This is a genomic window from Micromonospora endophytica (assembly GCF_003236305.1).
In the GTDB taxonomy this organism is placed as follows: domain Bacteria; phylum Actinomycetota; class Actinomycetes; order Mycobacteriales; family Micromonosporaceae; genus Micromonospora; species Micromonospora endophytica.
Genome location: NZ_POTX01000317.1, coordinates 1 through 5,354 on the forward strand (window position 1 = coordinate 1; position 5,354 = coordinate 5,354).

General features: G+C 72.1%; 4 protein-coding genes. All 4 read left to right on the forward strand.

What is annotated here, in order from left to right; translation table 11 throughout:
• The coding region (locus C1I93_RS27825) for a fibronectin type III domain-containing protein (protein ID WP_111246238.1) at window positions 1-399 on the forward strand (399 nt) is incomplete at its 5' end.
• Between the two features lie 158 nt (window positions 400-557).
• Window positions 558-3,182, forward strand: coding sequence for a fibronectin type III domain-containing protein (locus C1I93_RS27830; protein ID WP_181445363.1), 2,625 nt, complete (start codon window positions 558-560; stop codon window positions 3,180-3,182).
• Window positions 3,183-3,207: 25 nt separating this feature from the next.
• Window positions 3,208-4,203, forward strand: coding sequence for an AAA family ATPase (locus C1I93_RS27835; protein WP_111246239.1), 996 nt, complete (start codon window positions 3,208-3,210; stop codon window positions 4,201-4,203).
• A gap of 15 nt (window positions 4,204-4,218) precedes the next feature.
• Window positions 4,219-5,354 (forward strand): DUF58 domain-containing protein (locus C1I93_RS27840; RefSeq protein ID WP_111246240.1); only part of this gene is annotated, 1,136 nt, incomplete at its 3' end.

The following is a 5,354-nucleotide window of genomic DNA, read 5'->3' on the forward strand; positions in this document are numbered from 1 at the left end:
GCGTTGACCTCGGTGGTGGTCGCCGAGGCGGCGGTGGTCGGGGTGGGGCTGCTGCTCCTGGATCGTCGGGCGGCGGTGCCCGAGACGACGGCCGGGCCGACGACGGAGGTGGGTGCGCCGCCGACGGACCTCGCGTTGCGCGACGACGCCGCCACGATCACTCTGACCTGGACGGATCCGTCGGGCGGGCTGGTGCCGTTCGTGGTGGCAGGTGGGCGCACCGGTGCTCCGCTTCGGATGATGGCCACTGTCGAGTCGGGGCAGACCAGTTACACGGTGAACGGGTTGAGTTCGCGGGTGGACTACTGCTTCACCGTGTTGGCCGTCTATGACACCGACCAGTTGGCCACGTCGAGTCAGGTGTGCACGTCGCGGGAGGCGCCGAGCACTCCACGTTGACCGGCGAGGGGGACACGCCGACGACACGCCACGCTGGGTGTCCGCAGGCCGACGGTGCGGGTTCCCGGGGTCCGTAGCGTGACCATATGATGGCTCCCGGCTCAGGGAGGGGTCGCCGTCGGCGCCGCCTGCCAGGACGACACGGGAGGCAGCCAGCTGTGGCGAGCATCGACGAGGCCGGTCCGGTCGGCACCACCCGTTCCCGCTCGCGGCTGCGCGGTGGTCTGGTCACCGTGGGAACGGTGCTCGCGTTGCTGGCGGCGATGGGTCTGACCGTGCTCGGTCTGGGCTCGGCGGACAACGCGGTGGCCAGCTTCGACGCGAGTTCGTGGTTGTGGAGCGCGGCGCGTAGCGAGTTGGCCCGGGTCAACGGGGTGACGGCTCGGGTGGACACCCGGATGGAGGTGGCCGGGGCGCGGCGGCATCCGATGCAGGTGGTGCAGACCGACCGGATGTTGGTGTTGCGGGATCTGCACACGGGTCAGATCAGTGCGCTGGACCTGGCCACGTTGCAGGTCACGGCGACCACGCCGACGGCACCCGGGTTCGGGGTGAGTGTGGCGTTGCACGAGGACGCGGCGTTCGTGGTGGACGCGGTCCAGGGTGTGGTGCGGCAGTTGGATCCCCGTTCGCTGGCGCCGGTGGGTGAGCCGGTGCGGTATCCGCCGGGGATCACCGGCGGTGCCTTCGACGGCAAGGGTCGGTTGTGGATCGCGGTGCCGGCTGAGGGGACGGTGTCGGCGATCACCGCGGCGGAGTTGCCGTCGGGGTCGCCGGAGGGTGCGCAGGTGGGCCCGAAGCAGGTGGAGACGCACGACGTGGCTGAGCCGAGTCACGAGTTGGTGGTGTCCACGCTGGATGACGGGGTGGCGGTGCTGGATCGTACGGCTGGGGCGCTGGTGACGGTGGTGGCCGGGACGGTGCGCCGTACCGCGTTGGCGGAGACGTTGACCGGGCCGGGCACGTTGCCGGTGCGGACCAGTGGGCCGGTGGTGCCGGTGACGGTGGTCGGCCAGCGGCAGGTGCACGCGATCACCGAGGCCGGTGAGGTGCGTTCGTTCTCGGTGCCGGGTGAGGGTGACCGGCTCAGCCCGGCGGTGGCGTGGGCGGGTCGTTTCTACTGTGCGGACCAGGCGGCGGGCGTGGTGTACGCGTTCGACTCGGCCGGGCAGTTGGTGGACACCATCCGGGGTCGGTGGAGCGGACCGCTGGAGTTGGAGGTCCGGGAGAACCACCTCTTCATGAATGCTCCGGATGCGGCGACCGCGCGGGTGGTCAACGACCGGCACGAGGTGCGCGAGGTCGACAAGTACGCCAACGACGTGCTCGGTGGGGATCCGCCGGTGGAGCCTCCGCCGCCGCCTCCGCCGCCGAAGAAGCCGCAGGTGAGTAAGCCGGGCGCGCCGCGCGGGGTGACTGCGGCGGCTGGTGACGCGAGCGCGCGGGTGAGTTGGCGGCCGGCCGCCGCCAACGGCGCGGAGATCATCCGGTACGTGGTGGAGGGTGCCGGGAAGCGGCTGGAGGTGGGTGCCAACCAGCGGTCGGTGCAGGTCAAGGAACTGACCAACGGCGAGACGTACACGTTTTCGGTGCACGCGGTGAACGCCAAGGGTGCGGGGCCGGCGCGGCGCAGCAACCCGGTGACGCCGACGGCGGAGGTGCCGGACGCGCCGGTCAGTGTGACCGCTGAGGCGCGGCCGGACGGCACGGTGGTGGTGAGTTGGCCGGAGGCGAACGGGCAGGGCAACACCATCGCCCGGTACGCGGTGACCGCCACGTCGGCCGGCACGAACGCTCCGGCGGGCGAGGCGCCCGGCACCGAGTTGGTTGTGAAGGCCGGTGAGCTGGAGTACGGCACGCAGTACGCGTTCACCGTGGTGTCGGTGAACGACAAGGGCGCGGCTTCGGAGGCGTCGCCGGTGAGCAACACGGTGGTGCCGTTCACCACGCCCGGTGAGCCGTTGGAGTTGCGGGCGAGCACGGTGGCCGACCAGCCGGGGACGGTGGCGGTGCAGTGGTCGCCGGCGGAGGCCAACGGCCGGCCGGTCTCCGGCTACGTGGTGACCGTCGGTGATCGCCGCAGCGAGGTCACCGACACCGGGACCACGGTGGATGGGCTGGGTGACGGGCAGAACGTGACGGTGCGGGTCCGCGCGGTCAACGAGGCAGGTGAGGGTCCGGAGGCGTCGACGACGGCGCGGACGGTGGCGCCGCCACGGGTGACGGTGACCGGTTCGTCGGCGACCGCGACGGCGGCGACCGTGACGTTCACCGTGGACGCCGGGGGTGGGCAGGCCACCTGCACGCTGACCCGGCCGGGTCAGCCGGCGAAGAGTGGTAGCTGTTCGAGTATCACGATGACGGGGTTGACGCCGGGCACCAGCTACACGTTCACGGTGACGGCGAAGAACGCCGCCGGTGCGGGTACGGCGACGCGGACGCAGGCGACGCAGGCGTTGTACGGCATCGCCACCTGCGTCAACGGCAGCGAGCCGGAGCAGCGTACGTACTGTGACCGGGAGGTGCCGGGCGAGCGCAACGGCAACGAGATCTTCTCGGTGCCGCGGCAGGACAACGACCGGCAGGTGGGTTGGGCCAAGCCGGGCACCCGGTTGAAGGCGCTGTGCAAGGTCCGCGGCGAGGAGGTGTACGCGTACGTCTACAACGACGAGAAGAAGAGCACCTGGTGGGTGCGGGTCGAGTACAGCGGGCGCAACTACATCCCGTGGGCGTGGCTGAACCTGGAGGACGGCGACAAGATCAACGTCCTGCCCGACTGCTGATCCGCCTCAGGCAAGGAGCACCACCGTGAACAGCCACGAGCCGCTGACCCAGCAGGAGGTGCAGGGCTTCGCCGCCCTGGCCGCCCGGCTGGCCGAGAACGTCAACGCGGTGGTGCTCGGCAAACCGGAGGTGGTCCGGTTGGCGTTGACCGCGCTGTTCGCGCAGGGGCACGTGCTGCTGGAGGACGTGCCGGGGGTGGGCAAGACGACCCTGGCGCGGGCGATCGCGGCGACGGTGAAGGGGCAGTGGCGGCGGATCCAGTTCACGCCGGACCTGCTGCCGTCGGACGTCTCCGGGGTGACCATCTTCAACCAGGCCACCAGGGGTTTCGAGTTCCATCCGGGTCCGGTGTTCGCCAACATCGTCATCGCCGACGAGATCAACCGGGCGTCGCCGAAGACGCAGTCGGCGCTGCTGGAGGTGATGGAGGAGCGCACCGTCACGGTGGACGGGGTACGCCATCCGGTGCCGCAGCCGTTCCTGGTGGTGGCCACCCAGAACCCGGTGGAGATGGACGGCACGTACCGGCTGCCGGAGGCGCAGTTGGACCGGTTCCTGGTGAAGCTCTCGGTGGGGTATCCGGACGAGTCGGTGGAGGTGGAGGTGCTGCGCGGGGCCACGGTGCGTTCGCCCGAGGCGTTGGCCGCGGTCACCGACACGGCCACCGTCGGGGAGATGGTGCGGATGGCCCTGCGGGTGCACATCGCCGAGCCGCTGTACGCGTACGCGGTGCGGTTGGCGGCGGCGACGCGTACCCATCCGCAGGTGCGGGTGGGGGTCAGTCCCCGTGGGGTGATCGCGTTGACCAGGGCGGCGTGTGCGTACGCGCTCATCGACGGGCGAGGCTGGATCATGCCGGAGGACCTGAAGGCCCTGACCGAGCCGGTGTTCGCGCATCGGCTGCTGCTCACGCCCGACGCCCAGGTGCGCGGGGTGACCGCCGCTGACGTGTTGCGGCAGGCTGTCGCCTCGGTGCCGGTGCCGTTGCCGTCGGGCCAGTCGGTCCCGGCGCAGCCCTGATCCGGGCGGGCTGACGTGGGGATCACCGCTCGGGGCATCGGGCTGCTCGTGGTCGCGGTGCTGCTGCTCGGTGCCGGTTTCCGGTTCGGGTACCCGGAGCTGACGTTGCTGGGCGCGGCGGCCGGCATCGCGGTGGCGGTGGCGGTGGTGGTCGCGGCCCGGCGGCCGCGGTTGGTGGTGCGGCGGGAGGCGGATCCGGACCGGGTGGCGCGGGGCGAGCCGGCGGCCATGACGTTGACGCTGCGCAACGCGGGGCGGTTGCGGGTGGCCAGCCTGTTGGCGACCGACAGGTGCGGCGACCGGGTGGTGCCGGTGCCGGTGCTGCGGTTGCGGCCGGGCGCGGACACCACGGTCCGCTATGACGTGCCGACGACCCGCCGGGGGGTGGTGCCGGTCGGGCCGCTGCGGGTGACCCGGCGGGATCCGCTGGGGTTGGTGGTGTTGGCGCGCGCCTACGGCGGCAGTGTGCCGGTGTGGGTGCATCCGCGGATCCATCCGCTGAGCGCGGTGCCCACCGGCGCCGGTCGCAGCCTCGACGGGCGGGTCGACGCGGTGCCGCACGGTTCGATCACCTTCGACTCGCTGCGGGAGTATGTCGTCGGTGACGAGTTGCGGCGGGTGCACTGGCGGACCAGCGCGCGGGTCGGTGAGTTGATGGTGCGGGAGAACGTGGACACCAGCCTGCCCCGGATCGTGGTGTTGCTGGACAACCGGGTCGCCGCGCATCCGGACCGGGTGGGGGGTGTGGCCGAGTCGTTCGAGGCGGCGTGTGAGGCGGCGGCGTCGGTGGTGACCGCGGCGGTGCGTGCGGACCTGCCGGTGGTGTTGCTCTTCGTCGCCGCCCAGACGCCCCCCGCCGGCTCGCCGCCAGCTGCGGGGGCAGGTGCGGGGGTGGCGGCCGGTGCCGGGCCGGAGGTGCCGGGCGGTGACACAGTGGATCTGGACGGGCCCGGGGTGGGGCCGCTGGACCGGTTGGCCGCGGTGACACTCACCGCCGAGGGCACGTTGCAGGCCGCGACGGCGCGGCTGCGTCGGGACCGTCTCGGCGACACCCTTGTGGTGCTGACCGGTCCGGGGGGACGCGACGAGTTGGGGTACGTGGGCGCGTTGCGCGGGGCGTACCCGTCGGTGGTGGTCGGGGTGTTCGGGGC